Source organism: Cobetia sp. LC6 (assembly GCF_030264805.1).
Lineage (GTDB): Bacteria > Pseudomonadota > Gammaproteobacteria > Pseudomonadales > Halomonadaceae > Cobetia.
Genome location: NZ_JASSPL010000010.1, coordinates 58611 through 82604, shown reverse-complemented (window position 1 = coordinate 82604; position 23994 = coordinate 58611). Strand labels below are relative to the sequence as shown.

Sequence of the window (23994 nt, the reverse complement as noted above, 5' to 3'; positions counted from 1 at the left end):
GTGAAGCAGTCTCGATGAAAGAACGGACAACAGAAGAAGCAGGCGGCGGGCCAGCCCACCGCCGCAGGATCAGGCCGTGGCCGGCAGGGTCGGAATCCAGCTCTCGACCCACGGCAGCGCCGCGTCGTCGGCCATGAAGGTTTCCATGGCGTCGATCTCGAGGCGCTCGCCGTGGCGCGTGGCGCCCAGGTCGGCCAGACGCTCATCCAGATGACGCCCCGCGCCACAGTAGGTCTCGCCGTAGGAGCTGTCGCCCAGGGCGATCAGCCCATAACGCAGCCAATCCAGCGCCGGAGACTCGGCAGACAGCGCATTGAGGAAGCCGGTCAGATTGCCCGGCACATCGCCACTGCCGGTGGTGGAGGTGACGAACAGCGCCAGATCAGGACGCGCGTCAGTCAGGTCGGCCAGTGTCGGCTGGTCGAGCACCTCGACCGTGTAGCCGGCCTGCTCGAACAACGGCTGGACCTGCTCGGCCACATCCAGTGAACCGCCATACATCGTGCCGACAAAAATCTTCAGAAGCGCCATGCATCCTTCCTTATTCGAACGATCACCCGCCAGTGGCGGGAACGTGAGTGCAGTGCGAAGAGTCGCGCAGACGCTCTCCGACATTTGGTCGCGATGGTAGCACAGCGCGCCTGCGGGACGCAGGCAGCAGGAGCTGGCATCCCCCTTCTGAGCATCCCGCAAACGAAACAGCGCCACCGTGAAGAACACGATGGCGCTGCGGGGGTCTTGCCAGTGAAGCATCCTGCGTTGCGAGCCTGGATCACGACCGCTGGCGAGAAAACCCTGTCAGGTGCGGACTTTCTGGCGCGAAGCCCTTCTGATCAGAAGCGGTAAGCCACTGACAGACGCACGTCACGCCCCGGGCTGGTGATGGCGCCCGGCATGATGCCGCGTGCGCTGTTGGTTTCCAGGTAATAGGTGTTCTGGTCGCTATATTCCTTGTCGAACAGGTTGTAGATACCGGCTGTCAGGGTCAGGTCCTGCATGTCACGCGGCACCCAGCTGGCATAGACATCGTGCGTGGCGTAACCGGCGCGCTCGCTCTGATCATCCGGCAGGTCAGTGAGGCGCTCGTAGGCGGTCACGGTCCAGCCGATCGTCATCTGCGGGTCAGCGAAGGTGTAGCGGTTGTCCAGGCTCCAGCGATCACCGGTCTGGTTGCCCAGGCCCATGTCGTCGACCACGGTCTCGCCCTGGTTGTCTTCCAGGTCCATGGTCAGGTAGCCCAGCGTCATGTCCCAGCCGCCGATGCCGTAGGTGGCACGCGCCTCGACACCCTTGCTGGTGACGATACCTTCCATGTTGGTGATAGTGGTCACACCGCCCGAACTCTCTTCGGTGATGTAGTTGTCGAAGTGGGTATCGAAGTAGGTGACTTCCAGGCCAGCGCGGTCACGCTGGGTGAGGAGGCCATTGCCCTTCCAGCGCGCGCCGACTTCCGTGCTGCGCGAGGTCTCGGCCTCAAGCCCCGGCTCAACCACCAGGCTCTCGCCGGGACCGACACCACCATCAACCAGGATGGCTTCACGGCCCTTGTTGCCGCGTACCGCAGTGGAGTAGCCGGTGAACAGCTCGACGCCGCCGCCGACACGCCAGTTGAGGCGCGCGTTCGGGCTGACATCGGTGTCATCCAGCGTCTCGCCATTGGCGTATTCGGTCTTGTAGTCATCGACACGCGCGCCGAAGGACAGGTCCACCGCGCCAAGTGTCATGCGGTGCTGGGCGTAGAGCGCGAGGTTGCGCGCCTTCTCGTCGAAGCCGCCGGTGCTGGATTCGTCGTAGACATAATCACTACCCAGCGTCAGACGGTTGTCCATGTCTTCGGGGCCGAAACGGAAGGTGTTGTTCAGATCGCCGCCATAGCTCTCGACATCGGCGTTCAGCTCGGCGCCGGTGGAAACCGTGGTGCGCTCCAGCTCGGTCTTGGTATGGAAAACGTTGGTGTGCACGTCCACCAGACGCGAGTCCGGATCAAAGTCATAGTTGGCGGTATAGGTGTCACGGCTCAGGTCGGTATCGACCTTGGCATTGTTGAACTCCTGACATTCCATGTTGGGACGCACGCAGTAGATGCCGGTGTCCTCGTTGTGCTCGGCGCTGATGCGCAGGCTGTGCGCGCCCTGATCCAGCAGGCTGAACTTGCCGAAGTAGCTGCGCTGATGGCCGCCGGTGCCCTCTTCTTCATCACCGCCGCCAGTGCGGTAGTCATCGCTGTTGCGTGCGCTGGTCGAGAACAGCAGGCCCGCGTTCGGCGCGACTTCACCGTAGACGGACAGCGTGCCCTTGACGGCGTCGGCCGCGGACTCGGTGCTGCCCTTGACCACGCCACCGAAGGTCTGGCCCGGCTTGAGCAGGTCCTGGGCATCCTTGGTGACGAACTTGATGCTGCCGCCCAGGGCGTTGGGGCCATTGTCGGCGGCGCCCGGTCCGGCCTGAACTTCGGCGCGCTTGAGCAGCTCCGGCTCGATGTTGAAGCTGGAGCTGTGGTGGAACAGATAGCCGTTCTGGCTGGCACCATCGACGCTGATGTTGAGGTTGGTGTCTTCCAGACCGCGCACGTAGATCTTCTCGGACGAGGCGGTGGTGCCGCCGACGGTGACTGACGGCGTATCACGGAACACATCCTTGAGGTCATGCGCCTGATGCAGGGCGATCTCTTCGCTATCGATGACCGCCGTGGCGTTGATGCGATCGTCCTCGATCTGCAGCGTGTCCATCTGCAGCGTCTCTGCATGGGTAGTACTGGCGCACAGCAGCGCAATGGCTGCCACCAGCGGACGCGGAGTGAAAGCAGTGGCGCGGGAAGCGCTGGCTGCCACGCACGGAGTGAGGCGGTCGGTCATGAGCGGAAGGTTCCCAAGAGTAATAATAATAATGATTCTTTTTGCGAACGAGATGATGCACGCGTTTGCACATTTGCGTCATCAACACTCCCTGCAACGCCGCACTGCAATTTCTGCAATCAGGGCGAGTCACTTCTCGCCTCTTACAGCGCCAGATCGCGTCTCTAACGCCAGAAACGCCCTGATTTGCACACTTTTTCACCCGTGCAGTCACCGGATTCACTTTTTTATCACCTGTCTGTCATCAGATACGGAACCATCGCCAGCCACTGACGTCTTAGCCGACATGGCTCGACAAGTGCCTGTCCCACGCAAATTTCTCGCTTCACGACAGGGTTTCGTCTTGCGGAGATCGGATTTGCGCAATGTGTGCGTCTTTGGATGCAACACTACGGGCAGAGTGATATAGTTAGCGTGCTCAGATTAAGGGCGCTTGCTGTCACGCCGGACAGTGCCCTGTCATGGCCTCGGCCCTGAAGATATCTGCAGCAGATGCAAGACCTGCCGCCGCGCGCTGAGGTGCTCGGCTGGCAGTGGCGGTTGTTGATCGATGAGCGCGTCTTTGCCCGGGGGGAGCCCCCTGCGGCCTTAGGGGCACGGTCATCGACAGGCAATCCGTTGTGCAGCGACTGGCGCTGCAACGGGCCCGTTTGGCCCGTACAAGGTGGGTGTTTCCCTGACGGCACACCCCGACCCTCTGAACAACCGGACCTATTCGATGAGCGATATCGACGCCTATAACACCTTCCTGATGGTCGCGGACCTCGGCAGCCTGTCGCGCGCAGCAGAACGCCTGCGCCTGCCCAAGTCCACCGTCAGCCGTCGCCTCGACGCCCTTGAGGGCCGTTTCGGCACTCGCCTGGTCGAGCGTGGTCATCGTGGCATTCGCCTGTCAGAAGCCGGCGAGACCCTTTACCGTTACGCACGCTCGATGGCCAATCTCGATGATGAAGCGCACCGCGCCATCGAAGACCGCCAGTCAGACCTCACCGGTACCATCCGTATCCACGCCACGCCGTCGCTGGGTCGTCACTTCCTGGGTCACGCGCTGACCAGCTTCCTGTCGGAACATGAAGGCGTCGATATCAAGCTGAAGCTGTGGCACAACGGCCGCGAGATTCTCGAGAATCAGCCGCACCTGGTGATCGGCTTCCCGCATCTGGCGGGCAGCACCCACGTCTTCCGCCCGCTGACCCACTGGCATCAGGCGGCCTACGCGGCCTCTCACGTCGAGAACCCGGAAGAACTGCCGTGGGGCGAGCTGGAACCGCTGGTGTCCGGCACCTCCCTCTCGCGTCACCCGGAAGACCCGCGCCCGAATCACATCCAGTCTGATGACCTCGAAGTCCTCACCGACTACGTGGCCGATGGCCTGATTCGCGCCGTGCTGCCGACCGACTGGGTCAACACCCTCAGCGAGCGCAACGGCCAGTCCTTCAAGCGTCTGGAATGCGACGAGATCTCGCCGGTCGAGATCGGCATGCTGCTGCCGCGTGGCCCGATCCCGACCCGCGTGCGCATGCTCGCCGACTGGCTCGCCCGCGAGATCGGCAAGTCAGAGCCGGAACGCGTCACCGCCAAGGCCGCCCGCCGCACCGTCAGCGAAGCCGCCACCACTGCCGGTTGATTCAAGCATTGCAACGCTGGCTCTCACCCTCGTGGTGACATGAATCAGCGCGGTGCGCAGAAAAAAGGCCAGCCCTCAGGGGCTGGCCTTTTGCGTTCTGGCTTATCATGTTTAGCATGTACTGAATCAATGACAGGCAGGGCTTCTCATGTGGCAACGCGACACTCTCACCCTATCCGCCCGCAAGCGCGGTTTTCACCTCATCAGTGACGAGGTGGAACAGGCATTGGCCGAAATGCCGCCAGTCAGTGTCGGCCTGCTGCATGTGCAACTGCTGCACACCTCCGCCTCGTTGACCCTCAACGAGAACGCCGACCCCGACGTACGCCATGACATGGACGCCTTCCTGCGCCGTCTGGTGCCCGGCAACCTGCCCTACTTCCGTCACACACTTGAAGGCGATGACGACATGCCCGCACACATGCTCGCCAGCCTGCTCGGTACCCAACTCACGCTGCCTGTCGAAGCCCGCCGCGGCGTCAACCGCCTCGCCCTCGGCACCTGGCAAGGCATCTGGCTTGGCGAACACCGCGACCACGGTGACAGCCGCAGGCTGTGTCTGACACTGAGTGGCGAATAGGAAGGCTAGCCTTTTTTGGCTAACCTTCTATTTCTAACACCAAACTTCTAGCGTTAAATAAACTTTAAAAGCATAGCTAATCACATAACCTGAGCTCAACTTACCACTTTCAACTCGAATACAATAAATAATAAATTAAGAATACGAAGCAAAGCTCTAAAACCACTTAATTCTAAGTATCTTAATAGCTTAAACATCGTGCTCTTTAATCATTGTGTTAATATTTTCAAACTGCTCTAAGTTTTCATGCGCCGCTAAGCCCTTCAGTAACTTTTTGCTATAATCACAGCCCTCAACAAACAAGTTTTCGCTTTGACTATCAAGCCAATTTATCTCTATATCATTTTCCGCCTGTTCAAATAAACCTAATACGATATTACAAGCAGAATCACTTTCAGGCTTCACAAGAGAAATAAAGCAACCAAAGTTCTGTATGATAGCAAAGCGCTCTGCCATGCTTGCTGTTTGCTCTATTAATCTGGATTGATATTTTCGTGCAATAGCACTTCTAATCCCATCAGGCACAACAAGCATTATAGACCTTAACCAACTTGAGTTATCTAATGCTAGCATTTCATCATCTTCCTTACCTTCCATAATACTTACCAGAGCTGTTCTTAACTTGCTATAACTTTTAACTGTTTTATTAGTATCGACTAGTAGAGAAAGTATCGCCTGATAATTAGCATGTGGTGATTCTACCAACTTTACACAGCATGCTTTACCCTTCAAATCAGTTTCAAAAAGAGAGGTAACCCTATTTACCCAAAACACATCCCTTACCTCTATCACATCTTCTATAAAATCTGTACATATATTTTCCAGCGATATATCAAGTTGCTTTTCCCAATCTTTCAAGAAGTTAAGGAAATCGGCAACTGAGTTATCATTATAAGCCTTACGCATCAATTTATACGTCTCTTGCTCTAGCAAACTATTAATATCTAGATCAGATACTCTCTTCTCATTAACTATTTCCAAAAGAGGCTCAGCCAAGACATTAAAAACCTTCTCATGTTTAAGGGATCTGATTACAGTATTGAAGCTTGTAGCAAAAACAATATACTGTTTGAGAAAACGCACATACCCAGAGTTATTATCAGCTATCTCGAATACAACCTGTTCTAACTTAACTCGTGAGCTTTGACCATTTCTAACAATCACAGTATTACCAGTATAGTTACCTCCACATATTAAAGATATGACCATGAAGGCAGTCCATTGCTCTACATTATTTGTAATTTCATTTTTTAACAACCGCTTCACTAACGCATCCAAATTGTCTGATAAAAATCTGTCCGCACAGAATGGCACAACATAGCAAGCGTAATCATCTAAATTCACCTGACCAGATTTAATCGTTAATGGCCACTCTTTCTCGTCTTCAATCTTTATCTCATCTAAACGGTGAGACCTCATCAGCCATTCAAATATCTCCCAGTAACTATCATCCTGAGTATATTCTAAGGAAGCAACCTTCAAAAATTCTTTTCGTTTACTCGCAGGGTATGTTATTTCTTCTACTTTCCAGAATGGAAAGTTATCCTTAATCCACCATAACTCTTTAACAAATATTTTCGATGGACAATTAGTTATTATTTCTGGAACTTTCTCCTCGACAGTCGAATACAAGTAAAGATGGCCTAATAGTTGATTGGCAGATTGGATGTCATGTCTAACATCTTTACTTATTTGTTTTATAGCATTATTAACAAGCCTTAGCTCTACTTCAAGCCCATGATTCTCAATTAGATTCTTAATAGCCTTAATGTACTCTCTATCACAACCAACCAAGTTGCCTTCATTCTTGGCTCGCTGGTTAAAGACTGGCATCCATCGTTGCACCCATTCCTGCTTATCAGCATATTCACTGGCTAAAATATCACTAGACAATTTAATAAGATTTTGCGAGCTTACAGATCGTACGTTGACTTTAAAATAGTAATCAAAGCCATATACATTAGACAAGCTCATAACCGTATGCATATCTCCACTCATCACTGATCTATATATCGGCTCTGCCAAAAGCTCACTTTGGGCTATTTCTGCACTAGTTTGATAATGTATACAAGCTAACTCTATAGACCACTTTTCCTCGTCAGAAACTCTATTAAGTATACTTTGCATAGCTTTAATTTTTTTTACTTTATTTTCATTACTCGTAGCAGATTCTGAAGATTCTTTTTGAGATGACAGTAATTCTTTCAAGTCAATTCTTTGATATTTTACGACAAGTAGGTATGCGGAACTATAGGTTGCATCATTAACTTTAGAATCATTACTAGCCATCAAGCACGCTATGTCATTAACATGCTTCTTTAAAAATCTAGGTGTAATTTGCTTAGCTTCACTAGACCATACATTGATAATATCTGCACTATTTTCAAACCCATCAACCTCACCTAGAGTCTCTTTCCAGTAATTTTTATATTTCTCCCTCCAACCAACTGTAACTATCGGGGGAGCCCTGAAAACTACTGGCAATCTTTTGGAGATAAATTCTTTACCATCTGTAAAGCTGTCTTTATTAATAGCATTAGCTACATGAACCTCTGAATAAGGGAGTATTATTCTAACACTTTGATTTTCTAGTGAAGTAAACACATCTAGATCACTCCAAACTTCTCTAACAGTAGAAGGCTCCACACGGTCAATATTGTCTATAACAATAATTACAACTTTATCTTCAGGTATAAGAGATGATAAATTTAAAAATGCTTTTTTAAGCTCATAGCTACCAACTTCTCTGGTGATATCCATGGTTTCTTTTATCGAGTCTTCACCATTCCTTTTAAGCAAGTCACCAAAGGACAAGGAGCTCTCACCTCCCTTCTTGTTTTTATTATAATAATTGCTCATTTTCAAAAGTATAAAGAAAGCAAATGGTGAAAATGCAGACAATAGTACAACAGCTCTTTCCATACTAAAGGATAGCTCTTTGCCAGAAAAACTATCATCAATAGCATTATAGCTAAGAAATAAAGCTTCAATAGCCTCTGTAATATATTTAGTGAAAAGCACAAGAGTAACTGCAAAAACAACGACAAGCATACTTATATTGCTTTTAGTCTTCTTCTTATAAGACATCGTATTGCCCAATGCTTCATCCTTGTAACACTGAGCCTTTTCCTTATCTTTATCTGCTATTATCTCATCCAGACCATCACAATAAATTTTAATGAACGAAGACTTTATCGAAGAGTAATGATGTTGATCAACATCGAAATATATAAATTTATATTCATTGTTATCAAGTTGTGATTCCAATATTTTAATCGATGTGCTTTTACCAGCACCCAAATTTCCTTCAACTCCTAACACATGTACATATGGGTGATCCACAATGACATCTTGTAGAGCCTTTGCAGCATTCTTATGACCTTGTCCTATGAATCCATCTATACTCTCAGGCAATTCAGATTGAAACTTAAAGTGAGTACTATTTTCTTCTTCTGTCATTTACCCAACCCCTCAAAGAAGCATCGCTACAATGAAATATAAACCATGTATAATTGATAAGACAAAAAACTTCAAGCATTAAAAACCAAGCATCAGATTGGCGAAAATAAATTCCAAATAGCTATCTACTTCTAGCCGTTACCATAGGCAACAACACCGTGGGACTGAACACCTAGCACTTCAAACAGTATGAGAACTTAAAAAAGGCCGCGAGTGATCGCGGCCTTTTGGGTCTTCAGAAGCTACTGAAACACGGGTTTATCGCGTCGAGTCCTCGTCCCCTACCGTGCCACCCATCGGGTCGATGGCTTTGCTGGAGGGGTATTTGTAGGAGGCGAAGCGCACGGCGAGTACCGAGAGGGCGAGGAAGAAGATGCCGCCGCAGAGGTAGAGCAGGCCGATATCGGGGGCCTTGTGGTGGGAGACATCGCCGATGAGGTAGCGCGTCAGCGCGGTGATGGCGATGTAGAGCAGAAAGCGGATCGGCAGGTGGTTGGTCTTGAAGTAGATACCGACCATAGCGCCGAGTTCGAGATAGATGAACAGCAGCAGGATGTCATCGACGCTGGCCGAGCCCTTGGCGAACATCTCGAAGAAGGCCGATACCGAGGCGATGGCAATCGCGCCGCCGATGGCGAACAGGCCGAGATAGTGAAAGCCTTCGACCAGGAAGTTGCCGATCGAGTTGGCTTGCTTATGCATGCGCTCCCGATGCTTATCTAACCTGTTCATGCCGCGTGTCCTCAGACAGAGATGATGGAAAGAGACTGCAATATCGGTGCCGCGGTCGTGATGAAGGCAAGATTGGGCCACCGGGCCCGCGCAGACGCTGCCCTACCAGCCGAGCGTCTGCTTGACGAAGGGAATGGTCAGCTTGCGCTGGGCGGAAAGCGAGGCGTTGTCGAGTTCGCTCATCGCCGCGAACAGGCCCGGCAGGCTGCGCGGCCCGCGATGCAGGATGTAGCGGGCGACTTCGTCGGGCAGTGCAAGGCCGTGATCACGGGCACGCAATTTGAGCGCTTCGAGGCGCTGGGCGTCATCCAGCCCCGAGAGATGGAAGGTGACGCCCCAGGAGAGGCGCGAGGCGAGATCCGGCAGGATGACAGGCAGCAGACGCGGCGCGCAGCTGGCACTGACCAGCAGATGCCGCCCGCCGTCACGCAGGCGGTTGTAGAGGTGGAACAGCGCCTCTTCCCAGCGCTGGCGACCGATCACCACATCCAGGTCATCGATGGCGACCAGGTCCATCTCATCCAGCCCTTCGAGCATGTGCGGCGGGAAGTGGCCCAGCTCATTGAGCGGCAGATAGAAGGCACGCTTGCCCTGCTCGCCCGCCAGATGACAGGCCGCCTGCAACAGGTGGCTACGCCCACTCTGCTCGCCGCCCCACAGGTAGACGAAGGGCTCCCCGCCGTCGGCAAGCTGCCCCTTGAGGGCCTCCGCCAGCGAGGTCGAGGTGAAGTGGTAGTTGTCGAAGGTCGCGGCGTCACGTACCCCGACGCCGAGTGCCATCTGTCCCTGAGTCATTGCCATCCGTCATGCTGATTGTTGTTGCCGTGATCTCGTCTCTCGATCACTGGGTATCCTCTGCCGCCGGCGGCGCTGGCTGATCGGCTGCCACCGCGGGGCGAGAATCACGCTGTTGGTCATATAAAGTACTGTTTTTATAGCGATCATGCAGATAACGCAAGAGCACCATGATCACGGCCGCCACCGGCAGGGCCAATAGAATGCCGGTAAAGCCGAACAGCTGGCCGCCCGCCATCACCGCGAAGATGACCGCGACCGGATGCAGGCCGATCTTGTCGCCCAGCAGCAGCGGCTGCAACACCACGCCTTCCAGCAGCTGGCCGAGTGCGAAGACTCCGCCGACCGCCAGCAACGCCCACCACTCGCCGAACTGGAAGAAGGCCACCGTGGCCGCGATCAGGATACCGACGATGACGCCCAGATACGGCACGATGCTGGCAAGCCCCGCCACCAGGCCGATCAACAGCGCGAACTTGAGCCCGATGATCGCCAGGCCGATGGCGTAGACGATGCCCAGACTCAGCATCACCAGCAGCTGCCCGCGCAGGAAGGCGCCCAGCACCTCATCACAGTCATGCGCCAGACGCGTGGCGGTGGGCTCCATATGGCGCGGCAGCAGGCCCTGCAGCTTCTCCTTCATGCGGTCCCAGTCGAGCAGCAGATAGAAGGTGACGACGGGAATCAGCGCCAGATTGCCCAGCCAGATGGCCATCGCCAGCCCGGACTTGGAGACGGTACCCAGCAGCGCGGCGGCGAAGGTGCCGGTCTCTTTCCAGTTGCCCAGCAGCAGCGAGCGGACCTGATCGAAATCGGCACTGAAATCCAGCCCGGTGAACGCCTGGATTTCCGGCAGCACCGTCTCGCGTATCCAGTTGAAGACCACCGGCATGAAGCTGATCAACTGTGCCAGCTGGCGCCCGAGCAGCGGCACCAGAATCAGCATGGCGATCAACAGCACCAGCGAGAGCACGCTGAACACCAGCGTGACCGCGAGATGGCGCGACAGGCCCTTGTCTTCCAGCCAGTCGGCCAGCGGGTCACCCAGATAGGCGAGAATCATGCCGATGAAGAACGGCATCAGAATCGGTTCGAGCATCACCAACAGGCCGAGGAAGGCCACACCTGCGGCCAGCAACCACCATTTACGCTGCATCTTCACTCCTTGAGACAAGCCGTGGGGCACTCGTGACGGCTGACTGCCGACGGCGCACGCATCACCCATTGTTGCCTGTCGCCGAGTCACCCACAAGACACGCGCCGCTCACGCGTCTGACATTGCCTTCCCCGGCGCCACCCAAGGTGCGACAAGGCTTGCCATGACTGGCGCGGCGGACTTTTCACATTTTGATGCGGTTTTGTGAATCGGCACAGTGTCAGCCGCGAAGCGCAATGCTACAATGGCCGCCTTTCTTTTCCCGCGATCGATCGTGTCTCACCGCCCAGGCCGCACCGACAGGAACCTCACATGACGCAACGCCCCCAGGACTCCTCGCCCAGCAAGACTTCCTTGAGCTACAAGGATGCAGGTGTCGATATCGATGCAGGCAACGCCCTCGTCGAACGCATCAAGGGTGTCGCCAAGCGCACTCACCGCCCGGAAGTGATGGGTGGTCTGGGTGGCTTCGGCGCCCTGTGCGAACTGCCGGCAGGCTACCGCCAGCCCGTGCTGGTCACCGGCACCGATGGCGTGGGCACCAAGCTGCGCCTGGCCATGGACCTCAACCGTCACGACACCATCGGCATCGATCTGGTCGCCATGTGCGTCAATGACCTGGTGGTCGCCGGTGCCGAGCCGCTGCAGTTCCTCGATTACTACGCCACCGGCAAGCTCGATGTCGACATTGCCGCTGACGTCGTCACCGGTATCGGCGAAGGCTGCCTGCAGTCCGGCTGCGCGCTGGTCGGCGGCGAAACCGCTGAAATGCCGGGCATGTACGAAGGCAGCGACTACGACCTGGCCGGCTTCTGCGTCGGCGTAGTCGAGAAGTCCGAGATCCTCGACGGCAAGAAGGTCGGCGCAGGCGACGTGATTCTGGGTCTGGCCTCCTCCGGCCCGCACTCCAACGGCTACTCGCTGATCCGCAAGATTCTCGAAGTCGCCGATGCCTCCCTGCTGGAGCAGGAAATCGACGGCCAGCCGCTGGCTGACGCCCTGATGGCGCCGACGCGCATCTACGTCAAGCCGCTGCTGTCGCTGCTCAAGGAAAGCGGCCTGTCCGTGCACGCCATGTCTCACATCACCGGTGGCGGCCTGCTCGAGAACATCCCGCGCGTGCTGCCGGAAGACTGCACCGCCGAGATCGACGTCGCCAGCTGGAAGCGCCCGGCCATCTTCGACTGGCTGCAGCAGCAGGGCAACGTCGAAGAACACGAGATGCACCGCGTGCTGAACTGTGGTGTCGGCATGGTCGTGGTCGTCGCTGAATCCGATGCCACCGCCGCACGTGCTCACCTGGAAGCCCAGGGCGAGACCGTCTTCACCCTCGGCACCATCCGTGCCCGCAAGGGGCTGGAAGAGCAGGTCCAGCTGGAGAATCTGTCCGCATGATCGAACCGAATACCAACGCCTCCAACGGTGACACTCTCGGCGGCTTCGGCAACGGTTTCGAGGCAGACGATGCGCCGGTTCGCCCACGCGTCGTGGTACTGATTTCCGGCAGCGGCAGCAATCTGCAGGCGCTGCTGGAAGCGCAGGAACACGACGAGCTGGGCGGCGACGTGGTCGCGGTCATCTCCAACAAGGCCGATGCCTACGGTTTGGTGCGTGCACGTGACGCCGGCGTCGATGCCGTGGTGCTGCCGCATGATGAGTACGAGAACCGCGAGCACTACGATGGCGCCCTGATCAAGGTGATCGAGCGTCATGAACCGGACCTCATCGTGCTGGCCGGCTTCATGCGTATCCTGTCGCCGCTGTTCGTGCAGCGCTTCTTCGGCCGACTGATGAACATTCATCCGTCACTACTGCCGGCCTGGCCGGGGCTTGATACCCATCGCAAGGTACTGGAAGCCGGCGAGAAGGAACACGGCGCCAGCGTGCACTTCGTCACCGAGGAGCTCGACGGTGGCCCGGTCGCGATCCAGGCCGTCGCCAACGTGCTGGAAGGCGATGACGAAGCCAGCCTCAAGGAGCGTGTGCACACGCGTGAGCACCTGATCTACCCGATCGCGGTGCGCTGGTTCCTCGAAGGCCGCCTGAAGCTCGACGGAGAAGTGGCCAAGCTCGACGGCCACACCCTGCCGGTTGGCGGTCTGCGCCTTTCCCACGCCGATGTGGAAGAAGAGCTCAGCGATGAACTGCCGGAAGGCGAAGCAGACTGATCAGTGACGCTGCCTTGCTGGCAAGGCTGACTGAGCTGATAGCAAGTTGATAGCGCGCTGACAGCGAGCTGAAAACAGAAGACCCCGCGCCATCTACATGTCGCGGGGTCTTCTTGTTTCTGGGCTGTGCCCCAAGCTGGCGCCTTGTGTCTAGAAGGTGTAGCTGACCCCAACCTCCCCGCGCGCCGTCACCTCATCCCAGGTCTCGATGCCGGCGCCCAGATGCAGCATGGCATTGCGGCCCAGCTGCATGCGCCAGCCGCCGTCGACACGCAGGTAGTTGTCGCTGCCGCGATCGAGGTCCTCGCCGCGGTAGGCATTGGTCGGCAGGCTCGCCAGTCGCACCTCGACGCTGTCGGCGTCATCATCCAGACGCTTGCCGTAGGCCAGCTCACCGTAGAGGCCGAAACCCTCCGCGATGGCGCGATCGACCATGAAGCCGGCCTCGACACGACGATCGCGCAGCGTCTGATCCGAGACGATCAAGGCGTTGGCGGCAGACCCGGATTCGGTATAGCCATCGATGTCGGACTCGGTGTGGCGGTAGGCCACGAAGGGCGCGTTGTACCACAGCGAATCGGCAGCGGTGAGGCGATAATCGAGACGCGCTTCGGCGCTGAAGCCATCGCCATCGGTCTCACCGGACAGGGTGCGCGATGACTGACCCAGCGCGACATGGCGGTCGAGGTCGTAATCGAAATCGCCGTAGCTGGCGACCGCCTGGACGCCAAACCTGCCCAACTGCTGACGCGCGAACAGGCTGAACACCCGGCCTTCCAGCTCAAGCTCACTGCCATCATCGACATCGAAGTCCGCAGTGCGCTGACTGACGGCAATGCCGCCCCAGGCCTGTCCGAGCGCGTTGTCCAGCGGCAGCATCACGCCGACACCCGCACCGCGTTGCTCACTGTCAAAGCCCTGCTGGCCGGTGGAAGTCTCGCCATCGCCGGTGCCGCCACTGGCCGAGCCGATGGCGAACACGCGCACGCCCTTGCCCTCGCCATCACCGGAGCGCTGCTTCTGCGCGCCGGGGCGCAATTCATCGGCGAGGCTGAGCTGATTGGCATTGAGCGCCCCCGTGCCCAGCTGCGGTGCCAGCCCCAGTACCGAGGGCGCGGCGAGCATCGCATAGGCGTAGTCGGCCAGAATCTCCTGACCGGCGGTGGTCGGGTGAACGCCATCATTGAACAGCAGCTTGTCGGGGTCTTCCGCGGCGCCGCCCAGCCCGTAGGGCGTGACGTTGCAGCTGTCCGAGAAGCACACCTGGGTCAGCGGCACGTCGCTGGCGAAGCCGAACTCGGCCGGTGAGGCCAGCACCTCTTCGAGAATGCCGACGGTATCCAGGCGGATGATGTTGACCTCGCCATCCAGCGCCGCCAGTCGCGCGCCCAGCGCATCATTGAAGACGCCTACCAGCGCGGAGGTCCCCGCTGCCTGCGCCGCGCCCGCCGACTGGCCGGCCGGGGTGCTGCCGACATCCGGCAGGTTGGAAACCATGATGGTGGTGGCGCCCGCCGCTGCCAGCGCCTCCACCGCCGCGGCCAGATTGCCGGCAGAGGCGACCGCCGTGGCCGGTGAGGTGATCACGCCCTGCAGGAAGTCATTGCCACCGCCGTTGACGTAATAGAGGGCGTCCGGGTCGGCACTGCCGCCGGTGCTGACCAGATAGCCATCCTCGACCCTGAGCACCGTACCGGCGCCCGGGCTGCCCGCGGGGATGACCACCTCGGAGCCATCCTCGTCGGTCACCGAGGCCAGAATCTGCGCCGTGGTGTAACCGCCCACCGCGTAGTTGGTGCCGTCACTGAAGCCGGCCAGCTGATAGATCACCGAGGTGGAAGGGTCTGCCGCCAGCCCCAGTTCCGTGGCCAGCAACTGGGTCGAGACGCTGCCGTAGGCTGAGTTCTCGTAATCCGGGCCGCTGCGGTTGGTGAAGCGCAGACTGTTGAGGCCACCCAGGGTGGTATCGGGGAACTGGCCGGAGTCGCTCAGGCTGTCGCCGAAGAGATAGAGGTTCGAATAGGCCTGTGCGGGAGTCGCCAGCAAGGTGGTGCTGATGGCGAGAGCGAGACTCGTGAGAGTGAAACGTCGGGCCAGACCGCTGGCCGGAGGGAATACAGCGCGATGTGAACGCGATGGCATGGCGTGCCCCTTGCTTGTGGGAGGAAACCGTCCTGCAGCCACTCTGGGGGTGGCCTGTAGACAAGCATAGGCAATAAAACGAGTGATTGAATCACGTGTTTCGTTCAACTTCCGGCTAAGACTCAGCACCTTGCGAGCATGTCACGTTCTCGCTACTGCCATCGGCATATCCCATTCCGCCGTCGTCTCTTTCTTGTCATCGTCCCTTTCTTGCCACCGTCGCCACACGACACAGGCAAGCACAAAAAAAGCGCCTCCCGCAGGAGGCGCTCTTGGCTTGCCACACTCTTGTATTGCCGCACTCTTGGCCTGGGGCGTGCGGGTCACTTGCGTGAACGCAATACCCAGGAATGCAGCAAGGGCATCAGGTACGCGGCAGTGTCACGCCACGCTGGCCCTGATACTTGCCGCCGCGATCCTTGTAGCTGGTCTCGCAGACTTCATCGGACTCGAGGAACAGCATCTGTGCCACGCCTTCGTTGGCGTAGATACGCGCCGGCAGGTTGGTGGTATTGGAGAACTCGAGGGTAACGTGGCCTTCCCACTCCGGCTCCAGCGGCGTCACGTTGACGATGATGCCGCAACGCGCGTAGGTGGACTTGCCCAGGCAGATGGTCAGCACGTTACGCGGAATGCGGAAGTACTCGATGGTACGGGCCAGCGCGAAGGAGTTGGGCGGAATCACGCAGGAGTCGCCCTTCACGTCCACGAAGCTCTTCTCGTCGAAATGCTTGGGGTCCACCGTCGCCGAATGGATGTTGGTGAAGACCTTGAACTCATCCGAGCAGCGCACATCGTAGCCGTAGCTGGAGGTGCCGTAGGAAATCACACGGCGCTCATCGTGAAAGCGCACCTGATCGGGCTCAAAGGGTTCGATCATGTCGTGGCTTTCGGCCATGCGACGGATCCACTTGTCGGATTTGATGCTCATCGAGCGTACCTGACTGACTGATGGGGAGAGACGCGTGAGCGCCATGAAACGCGGGCCAGCATGATACCGGCCCGCTGCGTCGCTGGAAACCTCGGCACGCGCGGCTTGCGCGTGCCGCGCCGGGTTCAGCTGAAGCTGATGCTCGGACCTTCGTCCGCGCCGGCGCTTTCCAGTGACTCGGCGACCTGACGCGCGACGGCGCGGAAGCTCGCGGCCACTTCGCCGTCCGGCTCCGCGATCACGCTGGGACGACCGCCATCGGCATTCTCGCGAATGCTCAGGGTCAGCGACAGCTGGCCCAGCAGACGAGTCTGGTACTCATCGGCAATACGCTCACCGCCGCCCGCGCCGAAGACCGCCTCACTATGGCCACACTGGCTGCAGGTGTGAGTGCTCATGTTCTCGACCACACCCAGCACCGGCACCTTGACCTTGCGGAACATCTCGATGCCCTTCTGGGCGTCCAGCAGTGCGATATCCTGCGGCGTGGTGACGATGACGGCGCCGGAGACCGGCACCTTCTGTGACAGGGTCAGCTGGATGTCACCGGTGCCCGGCGGCATGTCGATCAGCAGCACGTCAAGCTCGCCCCAGGCGGTCTGGTTGAGCAGCTGCTGGAAGGCGCCGGCGACCATCGGGCCACGCCAGACCATCGGGTCCTTCACGTCGACCAGATAGGCCATCGACATGGTCTTGATGCCATGCGCCTCGATGGGGCTGAAGACCTGCTCACCGGCCATTTCCGGGCGCTGACCGGTCGGCACGCCGAACATCTGCGCCTGACTCGGGCCATAGATGTCGGCGTCCAGCAGGCCGACCTTGAGACCTTCCGCCGCCAATGCCAGCGCCAGATTGGCGGTGACGGTGGACTTGCCGACGCCACCCTTGCCGGAAGCGACCGCGACAATGTGCTTGATACCTTCCATACCTTGAAACTCCTGTGACGGCCTGCGCGGCGCGATGAATGTGGCGCGCAGGCGTCTGAACTGTCAGCGAAAAAGCCGTGGAACACGATGGGCACAGTATGCCTGCCACCGCGATACGGGCCAAGCCGATGAACCATGTCCAGATGGACAGTGCCCAGATAGACAATGCCCGGATGAATCAGTACCGATCAGCCATGACCCGGTCGGTGGACGCCATACCCTTGAGATCAGGAATCAGAAGCGCACATCGACCGGCAGGAAGCGCCACTCGCCCGGCGCCATGCGGCCGAGCAGAATCGCGCCCAGACGCAGACGACGCACCTCGATGACCTTGAGGCCCTGCCCTTCGACCGCGCCACGGATACCGCCCACCGGCACCCGCTTCATGGCGATGCGCAGGCGGGTGTCGCTCTGCCAGCTGATGCTGACCTTGGGCTTGCGGCCGCGGATGTCAGCGCACAGCGCGAAGCCGATACGCTTGAGGCCTTCGTCATCCAGCGTTCCCTCCACCTCGACGACGTACTCCTGCTCCAGCTGGTCCAGGTCATCGCCCAGCTTGCGGATCACGCCACGGTTCTGTGACCACACGGCGAGACCGGATTCATCCTCGCCGAGCTCGGCCAGCGGCTGCTGGGACAGGAAATGCACCTTGAGCCAATCGGCACCGCTGTTGTCGAGTGCACTGCGCGGCGCGCCGTCACGCAGGGTCAGAGGGTCCGGCAGCGGCGTGCCCGGCGGCTGATACCAGACCAGGGTCATCGGCTCGATGGGTGCCATGCTGGCACCTTCATCGACGGTGACTTCCTCATCGGTGACCTTGAAGAAAGGCGCTTCCACGATCTCGCCCGCGACACGTACCACCCCCTTGGCGATGAGATGCTCGGCCTCACGGCGCGAGATGCCCTGCTGATGGGCCAGAAACTTGGAAAGACGGACGGGTTCGGTCATGGGGACTCTCGAGGCGGCAACGCAGGCAACAGCAAAGCAGCAGCACGCAGAAGCGCAGATAGATAAAAAGAAGTGGAACGCCTGACAGGGTCATCAAGGTCAGCCCGTCATGATAACGGCATGCGCCGAGGATGGCACGGACGAGACGCGCGGAAGATGCTAGGCTGCGTGGCCAGAAATCGGCGCGATACGCTTCGGCAGATCATCTGACGTGCCTCACCAAGTCCCGGGCTGCTCTCCGCCAGTTCATCTGTTCCACTGCGCCTGGTCATGCGCTATCGCCACGCAACCGCGTGATGACGCTTGCGGAACCCTTTGCGCGGCAAAACGTCAGAGTTGCGTTGAAGCTCATCCTGAACCATACAAGGTCAGGGTCAGGCAAACTGATGCGCTTGAGCGTCAACTGTCGCTACCGAGGAAGCCGGTGGCCAACGCTTGAGCCTCCGTCAGTGACACGCAAGCCGAAGGTGTGCGATCACCCCGGATTGACCCTGCGCGCCATCCCGCCTTGCTGCGCTTCCCAGGCCACGTTCACAGGTATCTTGCATGCGTTTATCTCCCACATCGCGCCGCCCGCTGACTCACACTCGGCGCTACGCCATCAGCAGCGCTCGCACGCTTCGTCATCTGGTATTGATCTTCGGCCTGACACTGGCTGCGGGTTGCTCCGCACCACACGCCTCGGACGCGCCTGCCGCACCGACTACCGCGGCCAAGGCAGCCGTCAAGGCCGAACAGCTGGAACGCCTGCTGGTGCAGAGCGAGAGTGATGTGCCCGAGAGCCTGCTGCTCAGCAAGGCCGGCGCCAAGGCGATCGACCCCAACGGCCAGCGACCGGTGGATGACCCGCTGACCTGCCTGGCGCGCGCCGCCTATTGGGAAGCCAAGGGCGAAGGCAGAAGCGGCATGCAGGGTATCGTCAATGTGGTGATCAACCGCGCCGCCGACCCGCGTTTCCCCGATAGCCTGTGCGGCGTGGTCAAGCAGGGTGGCGAAAGCGGCAGCTGCCAGTTCTCCTGGTGGTGTGACGGGCGCTCCGACCGCATTCGCGAACCCGCCGCCTATGCCGAGGCCCGCGACGTGGCCCGCCAGGCACTCAATCATCAGCTGGAAGACGTCACCGACGGCGCCCTCTACTTCCATGCCCGCTACGCCACGCCCTACTGGGCCAAGCGCTTCGTGCGCACCGCGCGCATCGGTCAACACCTGTTCTATCGCAACTGAGCGCGAGCCACTGCTGCTGGATGACCGCTGCAGAGTGCCAGCCGACTCCGCGACCAGATGTCGAAAACACGACGCCCCCGCTGCCATCGGCAACGGGGGCGTCTGCATGAAAGCGGGTGTCGCTTACTTGTCCGGCTGAGCCGCCAGCTTGGTGCGGATGAACTCGCTGTGACTGACATGCAGCAGTCCGGCAAGACGACGGATGCGATGCTCTTCCTGCGGGTCCAGTTCACCATCGGCGTAGGCCAGCTCCCAGAGCATGCCGATCAGCTCGCTGCGCTCCTCAAGGCTCATGTGCTCGTTGAGCTGCTTGACGAAACGGTAGTGGTCCGTGGCCTGCTCGGCATCCTGCTCGGCCTGGGTCAGCAGGCTGGCAAGTTCCTCATCCCCCAGCGAGAAGCGCTCGGCCAGCTGGCGCGCCAAGGCTTCCCGCTCGCGTACATCGAGATGATCATCGGCGCGCACCACCTCGAACATCAGGACGGCCATGGCGAGTTCCGGGCCGGGCTCCTCGTTGGGGCGGGCGTTGCTGCCGGGCATCATCACCTGGCGGATGAGACGATTGATCTGACCGGCGACGGATAGCTGAGCTGGCATGCTGACCTCCAGGAACGGAAAATGTAATGTCCTTGATTTCTTCATGAGGGCAGCGGCACGCGTTGCAACCTCACAGTTGCGCACGGCTGCGTTGCCGGTGACGCGACGCGCCCTTCGCGCCGCCCGCGCCTTCGCGATATAGTAGCGCCCATTCCGACGGGGCGATGCGTTCGCCCCTTATCACGAGTCATCCCGGCGAGCCGCTGCGCACTGCGCAGCAGGCGCCCTTTACCGTCAAGACGAGGCCTCATGTCAGCGCGCAAGATTCTGGTTACCAGTGCCCTGCCCTATGCCAATGGGTCGATCCACCTGGGTCACCTGCTTGAGTACATCCAGACCGACATCTGGGTACGCTTCCAGAAAAGCCGTGGCCACGAATGCCATTACGTGTGCGCCGATGACGCCCACGGCACTGCCATCATGCTGCGTGCCGAGCAGGAAGGGGTCACCGCCGAGCAGCTGATCCAGCGTGTGAGTGACGAGCATCAGGCCGACTTCGCCAAGTTCGGCATCGGCTTCGACAACTATCACTCCACCCATTCGCCGGAGAACCGCGCCCACAGCGAGCGCATCTACCTGGCGCTGCGCGATGCCGGTCATATCGCCACGCGCGATATCGAGCAGATGTTCGATCCGGTCAAGGGCCTGTTCCTCGCCGACCGCTTCATCAAGGGCACCTGCCCGAAGTGCAAGACCGAAGACCAGTACGGTGACAACTGTGAAGCCTGTGGCGCGGCCTACACCCCGGCCGAGCTGATCGATCCGGTCTCTGCCATCTCCGGCGCCACGCCGGAAATGCGCACCTCCACACACTACTTCTTCAAGCTGCCGAACTTCGCCGAGTTCCTCAAGGAGTGGACCAGGAGCGGCCGCGTGCAGAGCCAGATTTCCAACAAGCTGCAGGAATGGTTCGAGGCGGGTCTGGCCGAGTGGGACATCTCCCGCGATGCGCCCTACTTCGGCTTCGAGATTCCCGACGCGCCGGGCAAGTACTTCTACGTGTGGCTGGACGCGCCGATCGGCTATCTCGCCAGCTTCCAGAACCTGTGCGAGAAGCAGGGCATCGACTTCGACAGCTACTGGAAGGCCGATTCCGACGCCGAGGTCTATCACTTCATCGGCAAGGACATCGTCTACTTCCACGCCCTGTTCTGGCCGGCGATGCTGGAAGGTGCCGGCATGCGCACCCCGACCGGCGTCAACTGCCACGGTTTCGTGACCGTCAACGGCGCCAAGATGTCCAAGTCACGTGGCACCTTCATCAAGGCCGACACCTACGCGCAGTACCTCAACCCGGAATACCTGCGCTACTACTTCGCCGCCAAACTGACTTCCGGCGTCGATGATCTCGACCTCAACCTCGAGGACTTCACCGCCCGCGTGAATTCCGACCTGGTCGGCAAGGTGGTCAACATCGCCAGCCGCTGCGCCGGTTTCGTCAAGAAGTTCGGCGGCGGCAAGCTGTCCGCGACCTGCGCCGAGCCGGAGCTGGTCGAACGCTTCATCGCCGCCGGCGAAGGCATCGCGGCGGACTTCGAAGCCCGTGAGTTCGCGCGCGCCATGCGCAAGGTGATGGAGCTGGCCGATGAAGCCAACACCTACATCGCCGACAAGGCACCGTGGGCGATGGCCAAGGAAGACGGCCGCGAGCAGGAAGTGCTCGACGTCTGCTCCGTGGGCATCAACCTGTTCCGCCAGCTGATGGTCTATCTGGCGCCGGTGATTCCGGAGCTGACCGACAAGGCACGCGACTTCCTGAACCTCGAGAGCCTCGACTGGGCCAGCCGTGAAAGCGTGCTGACCGATCATGCGATCAACAAGTTCAAGCCGCTGCTGACCCGCGTCGAGCCGGAGCGCATCGACAAGATGCTCGAAGCCTCGCGCGAAGTGCTGGTCGAGGAACAGAAGATCAAGGACGGCACCGCCAAGGCGGAAGCCGAAGCCGCTGCCGCACCGAGTCCGCTCGACGCCGACCCGATCGCCGAGGAGATCGACTTCGATACCTTCATGAAGACCGACCTGCGCGTGGCGAAGATCATCAAGGCGGAGCACGTCGAGAAGGCGGCCAAGCTGCTCAAGCTTACGCTGGATATCGGCGGCGAGACGCGCACCGTATTCTCCGGCATCAAGTCCGCCTACGCGCCGGAAGCCCTGGAAGGTCGCCTGACCGTGATGGTTGCCAATCTGGCGCCGCGCAAGATGCGTTTCGGCGTGTCCGAGGGCATGGTGCTGGCCGCCGGGGACGACGAAGGCATCTACCTGCTGGAGCCGCACACCGGTGCCAAGCCGGGGCAGCGCGTCACTTGATGCAGTGATGATGCACTGATTCAGCCTCGCTGAAGCCTCTTCCGCACAACGCCCCGCCAGAGACTCTCTGGCGGGGCGTTGTCGTACAAGCATCTGGCTCAGGACTTGGCAGTATCACGATCACTCGTAACGGCGACCCGCGTGCTCCAGCCAGCCATCCACATGGCGGCCACCGGGATCATGGTGCGTCCAGTGGATCACGCCGCCCTTGTCGGTCCACTCGTATTCCCCGTAGAAGCCGATGCGATCACCGACCTGAAGACTGTCGATGCGCGGCGCCAGATCGATGTTGTGCGCCACCAGAATGGTGGTGCCACCCGCGACCCGGATCAGGAACTTCTGGTGACGGCTGCCCTTGAGATCATCCCGGAGGAGACGTATCACCTCCCCCGTGCCACGTACCTGAACATCACTCTGCTGCGCACTGATGGCGCGCGTGAGTCGGCTTTCGTCCGCCGAGGAGGCGCCTTCCCCCTGCGTCGCCTCGGCCTGCGGCGATTGGAAGTCATTCCACAGCTGGGAAAGCGAGAAGTTGCCATTGCCCGTCAGCTGCGAGATGCCCGCCATCGCCACCACCAGGATGATGACCCATAACGGCCGACGGCCGCGTGTTCCTGTCCTGCGCATATCCCGCTCCTTGTGCCACCCCTGGATGACGTGAAAGTCTCTGATCACGTCACAATCAATAAAAGTAATAAAGGAATTCTTCTTTATTACTTCAAGAACCAAGCAAAACGCGAAACAATGGTCGTCTCATGCTGGCAACACTACGCCTTGCTTGCCACGCTACAGGCTGTCGGCCAGCAGCATCTTGCGTATAATACCGCCGCGCTCGACGATCCCCTGCCCTGCAGCTTCCTGACAGCTTGCGGCAGCACCAGCCCCGATCGCCTGCGAGCGCCGGTTCACGCATGCCGCGAGCACGGAAGCGCCTTCGAAACACCCTGACCGAGCGACGCCCCTGATGAGTGAATACCTTCTTATCCTGATCAGCACCATCCTGGTCAACAATTTCGTACTGGTGCAATTCCTCGGCCTGTGCCCCTTCATGGGTGTCTCCAACAAGCTGGAGTCCGCGATGGGCATGTCGCTGGCCACCACCTTCGTGCTCACGCTGTCGTCGATGTGCGCCTACCTGACCTATCACTTCATTCTCGCGCCGCTGGGGCTCGAGTACCTGCGCACCATCGCCTTCATCATGGTGATCGCCGTGGTGGTGCAGTTCACCGAGATGGTAGTCAAGAAGACCAGCCCGCTGCTCTATCAGGTGCTGGGCATCTTTCTGCCGCTGATCACTACCAACTGTGCGGTACTCGGCGTGGCGCTGCTGACCCTGAACCGCAATTCCAGCTTCATGGAAGCCACGCTCTACGGCTTCGGCGCGGCCGTCGGTTTCTCGCTGGTACTGGTATTGTTCGCCGCCATGCGCGAGCGCCTGGCCGTCGCCGATGTGCCGCGCCCCTTCCAGGGCCCGGCCATCGCGATGATCACCGCCAGCCTGATGTCGCTGGCCTTCCTCGGCTTCTCCGGACTGGTGCAGATCTGAC

At 58.9% G+C, this 23994-nt stretch carries 20 protein-coding genes; 8 read left to right on the top strand and 12 right to left on the bottom strand.

Annotation, left to right across the window (positions count from 1 at the left end; genetic code table 11):
• Window positions 1–69 precede the first annotated feature (69 nt).
• Together QQF40_RS12520 and QQF40_RS12515 are read right to left on the bottom strand one after the other, a co-directional pair.
• Entirely contained in the window at window positions 70–531 is a 462-nt protein-coding gene (locus QQF40_RS12520) for a flavodoxin domain-containing protein (protein ID WP_043334117.1), read from the bottom strand.
• A 302-nt stretch (window positions 532–833) separates the two neighbouring features.
• Window positions 834–2855, bottom strand: a complete 2022-nt coding sequence (locus QQF40_RS12515; RefSeq protein ID WP_285461522.1) for a TonB-dependent receptor domain-containing protein — start codon at window positions 2853–2855, stop codon at window positions 834–836.
• A gap of 718 nt (window positions 2856–3573) precedes the next feature.
• On the opposite strand from QQF40_RS12515, the gene QQF40_RS12510 reads away from it, so the two are divergent.
• Both QQF40_RS12510 and QQF40_RS12505 read left to right on the top strand, forming a co-directional pair.
• Window positions 3574–4482 (top strand): LysR family transcriptional regulator, encoded by a 909-nt coding sequence (locus tag QQF40_RS12510; protein ID WP_285461521.1) that lies wholly within the window; start codon window positions 3574–3576, stop codon window positions 4480–4482.
• 148 nt (window positions 4483–4630) lie between these two features.
• The gene (locus tag QQF40_RS12505) at window positions 4631–5062 is read left to right on the top strand and encodes a secondary thiamine-phosphate synthase enzyme YjbQ (RefSeq protein ID WP_285461520.1); all 432 of its coding nucleotides are present in this window, start codon (window positions 4631–4633) and stop codon (window positions 5060–5062) included.
• Window positions 5063–5251: 189 nt separating this feature from the next.
• On the opposite strand, the gene QQF40_RS12500 is transcribed toward QQF40_RS12505, so the two are convergent.
• From QQF40_RS12500 to QQF40_RS12485, 4 genes are all read right to left on the bottom strand, one after another.
• A complete protein-coding gene (locus QQF40_RS12500; protein WP_285461519.1) occupies window positions 5252–8521 on the bottom strand; it encodes a P-loop NTPase fold protein in 3270 nt (1089 codons plus the stop codon).
• Window positions 8522–8779: 258 nt separating this feature from the next.
• Window positions 8780–9223, bottom strand: a complete 444-nt coding sequence (locus QQF40_RS12495) for a phosphate-starvation-inducible protein PsiE (RefSeq protein WP_285461518.1) — start codon at window positions 9221–9223, stop codon at window positions 8780–8782.
• 132 nt (window positions 9224–9355) lie between these two features.
• Complete coding sequence (hda, locus tag QQF40_RS12490) at window positions 9356–10054, bottom strand: DnaA regulatory inactivator Hda (protein ID WP_043334111.1); 699 nt, start codon at window positions 10052–10054, stop codon at window positions 9356–9358.
• Between the two features lie 40 nt (window positions 10055–10094).
• The gene (locus tag QQF40_RS12485) at window positions 10095–11204 is read right to left on the bottom strand and encodes an AI-2E family transporter (RefSeq protein WP_175089449.1); all 1110 of its coding nucleotides are present in this window, start codon (window positions 11202–11204) and stop codon (window positions 10095–10097) included.
• A gap of 312 nt (window positions 11205–11516) precedes the next feature.
• On the opposite strand from QQF40_RS12485, the gene purM reads away from it, so the two are divergent.
• Window positions 11517–12599, top strand: coding sequence for a phosphoribosylformylglycinamidine cyclo-ligase (gene purM, locus QQF40_RS12480; RefSeq protein ID WP_285461517.1), 1083 nt, complete (start codon window positions 11517–11519; stop codon window positions 12597–12599).
• Window positions 12596–13372, top strand: coding sequence for a phosphoribosylglycinamide formyltransferase (purN, locus tag QQF40_RS12475; RefSeq protein WP_285461515.1), 777 nt, complete (start codon window positions 12596–12598; stop codon window positions 13370–13372). The genes purM and purN overlap by 4 nt, the downstream gene beginning before the upstream one ends.
• 150 nt (window positions 13373–13522) lie before the next feature.
• On the opposite strand, the gene QQF40_RS12470 is transcribed toward purN, so the two are convergent.
• The 4 genes from QQF40_RS12470 to QQF40_RS12455 all read right to left on the bottom strand — a co-directional run bounded on the left by QQF40_RS12470 (window position 13523) and on the right by QQF40_RS12455 (window position 18319).
• Window positions 13523–15514, bottom strand: a complete 1992-nt coding sequence (locus QQF40_RS12470; protein ID WP_285461514.1) for an autotransporter outer membrane beta-barrel domain-containing protein — start codon at window positions 15512–15514, stop codon at window positions 13523–13525.
• Between the two features lie 364 nt (window positions 15515–15878).
• Window positions 15879–16445 carry a dCTP deaminase gene (gene dcd, locus QQF40_RS12465; RefSeq protein ID WP_043334107.1) on the bottom strand — a complete coding sequence of 189 codons (567 nt, stop codon included), beginning with the start codon at window positions 16443–16445 and terminating at the stop codon, window positions 15879–15881.
• A gap of 125 nt (window positions 16446–16570) precedes the next feature.
• Entirely contained in the window at window positions 16571–17407 is an 837-nt protein-coding gene (gene apbC / locus QQF40_RS12460; RefSeq protein WP_285461581.1) for an iron-sulfur cluster carrier protein ApbC, read from the bottom strand.
• Window positions 17408–17605: 198 nt separating this feature from the next.
• Complete coding sequence (locus QQF40_RS12455) at window positions 17606–18319, bottom strand: RNA pseudouridine synthase (protein WP_175089441.1); 714 nt, start codon at window positions 18317–18319, stop codon at window positions 17606–17608.
• Window positions 18320–18865: 546 nt separating this feature from the next.
• Between QQF40_RS12455 and QQF40_RS12450 the strand changes: the two genes are divergently transcribed.
• Window positions 18866–19543 carry a cell wall hydrolase gene (locus tag QQF40_RS12450; protein ID WP_285461513.1) on the top strand — a complete coding sequence of 226 codons (678 nt, stop codon included), beginning with the start codon at window positions 18866–18868 and terminating at the stop codon, window positions 19541–19543.
• 123 nt (window positions 19544–19666) lie between these two features.
• On the opposite strand, the gene QQF40_RS12445 is transcribed toward QQF40_RS12450, so the two are convergent.
• Window positions 19667–20140: a tellurite resistance TerB family protein gene (locus QQF40_RS12445; RefSeq protein WP_285461512.1), complete on the bottom strand. Its 474-nt coding sequence runs from the start codon at window positions 20138–20140 to the stop codon at window positions 19667–19669.
• Window positions 20141–20389: 249 nt separating this feature from the next.
• Here QQF40_RS12445 and metG point away from each other — a divergent pair, with 249 nt between their 5' ends.
• Window positions 20390–22447: a methionine--tRNA ligase gene (gene metG, locus QQF40_RS12440; RefSeq protein WP_285461511.1), complete on the top strand. Its 2058-nt coding sequence runs from the start codon at window positions 20390–20392 to the stop codon at window positions 22445–22447.
• A 120-nt stretch (window positions 22448–22567) separates the two neighbouring features.
• On the opposite strand, the gene QQF40_RS12435 is transcribed toward metG, so the two are convergent.
• Entirely contained in the window at window positions 22568–23074 is a 507-nt protein-coding gene (locus QQF40_RS12435; RefSeq protein ID WP_254627067.1) for a DUF3465 domain-containing protein, read from the bottom strand.
• 30 nt (window positions 23075–23104) lie between these two features.
• On the opposite strand from QQF40_RS12435, the gene QQF40_RS12430 reads away from it, so the two are divergent.
• On the top strand, window positions 23105–23395 hold the full coding sequence (locus QQF40_RS12430; protein ID WP_285461510.1) for a hypothetical protein: 291 nt from the start codon (window positions 23105–23107) through the stop codon (window positions 23393–23395).
• A gap of 16 nt (window positions 23396–23411) precedes the next feature.
• Complete coding sequence (gene rsxA / locus QQF40_RS12425) at window positions 23412–23993, top strand: electron transport complex subunit RsxA (protein ID WP_043334102.1); 582 nt, start codon at window positions 23412–23414, stop codon at window positions 23991–23993.
• Window position 23994: the final 1 nt, after the last annotated feature.